Annotated in this window: 2 protein-coding genes and 1 tRNA gene; all 3 read right to left on the bottom strand. The window is 49.3% G+C overall.

The annotated features are described in order from the left end of the window. Positions 1-247: 247 nt before the first annotated feature. A tRNA-Cys gene (locus tag ABUA47_RS16275) sits at positions 248-319 on the bottom strand. Between the two features lie 68 nt (positions 320-387). Continuing rightward, positions 388-603, bottom strand: coding sequence for a hypothetical protein (locus ABUA47_RS16270; protein WP_349831767.1), 216 nt, complete (start codon positions 601-603; stop codon positions 388-390). Then, a partial coding sequence (gene feoB / locus ABUA47_RS16265; RefSeq protein WP_349831765.1) for a ferrous iron transport protein B occupies positions 603-2691 on the bottom strand: 2089 nt, incomplete at its 5' end. The genes feoB and ABUA47_RS16270, both read right to left, overlap by 1 nt.

Genomic DNA, 2691 nt, shown 5'->3' with positions numbered 1-2691 from the left:
GAGCCATCTCCCCTACCATACCGATGTAGCCGGTACTGTCCGCCACTACATCCTGCGCCTTGCCTGCCATGCTGCACATAGCAAACAGACAGAAAATCAGAAATCCAACTTTTTTCATTTTATTCAATCTTTAATAAGTAAGCTGTAACTATTCAGCGAATGATATTTTATAGAATGGGCAAACAATTCCCTATAACAAAAAACTCCGAAACACTTTTAAAAAGCAGTTTCGGAGTTTTATTCTTCGAGGTACCTGGCAGATTCGAACTGCCGTACACGGTTTTGCAGACCGCTGACTAAGCCACTCATCCAAGGTACCGGTTCTTACAAGAACTCTTTATTTCTTGTTTGCGGATGCAAAGGTAGCACTTTTTTTGAAACTACCAACTATCCGCAACAACGTTTCTTCTTTTTTTTCGTCCCTCCACTACACTCTGCACGCTTCTTATCATACAAATTCTTTAGTTCACAGCCACTTGCACAACTATCACACGGATTACCATTTTCTTTGACCCGATGAAAAAAAGAATAAATACTCATGCCAATCCGCACAGCGCAGAGCAACAACAATAAGGCTACTACCCACTCCTGCCAACTATTCATCATAAAAACAGACCTCCTATCTGATAAATTGCGAAAGACATCAGCCAGGCCAGCGCAGTAGTATAAAGCCCCGCAAACACGGCCCACTTCCAACTGCCCGACTCCCCTTTAATGGCTGCCAACGTGGCGATGCACGGAAAATAAATCAGCACAAACACCATGTAACCGAAAGCCACCAGGGGCGTTATCGGAATGCGTTCACCCAAGCTTGCGGCATCTGCCTCAGCATCGTCGGCATAAAGCACTCCGAGCGTGCTTACCACCAGCTCCTTGGCGCCCACGCCGGAAAGGATGCCGATGCCCAGCTTCCAGTCGAATCCCAACGGTTCGATGACCGGTTCCATGGCTTTACCAATCCGGCCGATGTAGGAATTCTCCTGCTGTTCCGTCACACTTTCATATTCATCGTGGTTGGGATAATATCCCAATGCCCAGATAACGATGGATGCCACCATAATGATGCCTCCCATCTTGCGGAGATACTGCGCCCCCTTCTCCCACGTATGGCGGAAGATGGCCTTGGACGTCGGCATACGATAAGGCGGCAGCTCCATGACAAACGGCGTATCGTCTCCTTTCACCAGAAAGCGGCAGAAAAGACGTGCCATGACCACTGCCAACAGAATGCCGATGGCATAGATTACTAACAGCACAAAGCTCGCATTGTTCGGAAAGAAGGCGCCTACCAGCAATAAATAGATGGGTAGACGGGCGCTGCACGACATCAGCGGATTGATGAGCATCGTCACCAGACGGCTCTTGCGGTTCTCAATGGTACGCGAAGCCATAATGGCGGGCACATTACACCCAAAGCCCATAATCAGCGGAATGAAAGACTTTCCATGCAGCCCCATTTTATGCATAATCTTATCCATAATGAAAGCGGCACGTGCCATATAGCCCGAGTCTTCCATCAAGGAAATAAAGAAATAGAGCAACAGAATATTCGGCAGGAAAACAATGACACCGCCCACACCTCCGATAATACCATCCACCAGAAGGTCCTTCAGCGGTCCTTCGGACATTTTGTTGCGTATCAGGTCGCCCAATTCGCCTACCAGCCATTCAATCCCCTGCATAGGATAGTCGCCCAGCACAAAGGTGCCTTCGAACATCAGATAAAGGAAAAGGAAGAAAATGGGATAGCCCCATACGCGGTGGGTAACGATTGAGTCTATGATTTGAGTGGTCCGCGACGTATCCTGATGATTGTCCACATAGGTCTCGCGCAGGGCACCGGCTATAAAACCATACTTGGCATCGGTGATGGCCTGCTCGCTCTCCTCGTTCACCACCTCGGCAATCCGTGCCTCTTCCCGGTCGCGGACGGCAAGAATCTCCTTTCCATTGGGCAACTCTTCCACAATCTTTTTCAAGTCTTCGTCGTTCTCCAGCAACTTGATGGCAAGGAAACGCGTGGAATATTTGTGGCGGATGTTCTCATTGACGCTGATGACGCGCTTCACCTCCTCAATGCTACGTTCCAGCTCGGGACCGTGATTGATATGGATATGACGGTAGAAGCCACGCGGCTGTTCTATCTCTTCTTTATGGCTGCCGAAGTCATGGTCGGGAACATACTCCTGATGCCAGCTGCGAAGGTCACTCAATATCTCGCTGCGCATCCTGCCCTTATGGTCGAGGAAGTCGCCGCCTTCGTAAATATTGATAATCACATGGAACAGCTGTTCAATGCCTTTTCCGCTACGGCTGACCGTAGGCAACATCGGAACTCCGAACAACTGGCTGAGCTTCACATAATCCAGCGTGTTTCCACTGGCTTCCAGCTCATCGTACATGTTCAGTGCAATCACCATGCGCACGTTCATGTCAATCAGCTGGGTGGTGAGATAGAGATTGCGTTCCAGGTTGGAAGAGTCCACAACATTGATAATGATATCCGGCGTTTCATTGATAATGTGCCGGCGGACATAGATTTCTTCAGGGGAGTAGGCCGAGAGGGAATAGGTTCCGGGAAGGTCGACAATACGGAAGTGGTAACCTTGGAAATCAAAATACCCCTCCTTGGCATCTACCGTAACGCCACTGTAATTGCCCACATGCTCGTGCGAACCGGAAGCGATGTTG

Source organism: Bacteroides sp. RTP31139st1_H2_RTP31139_211217 (genome assembly GCF_040227615.1).
Classification (GTDB): Bacteria; Bacteroidota; Bacteroidia; order Bacteroidales; family Bacteroidaceae; genus Bacteroides; species Bacteroides uniformis.
Note: the sequence above shows the minus strand (reverse complement) of the source record. Positions and strands in the feature narration are given on the sequence as shown.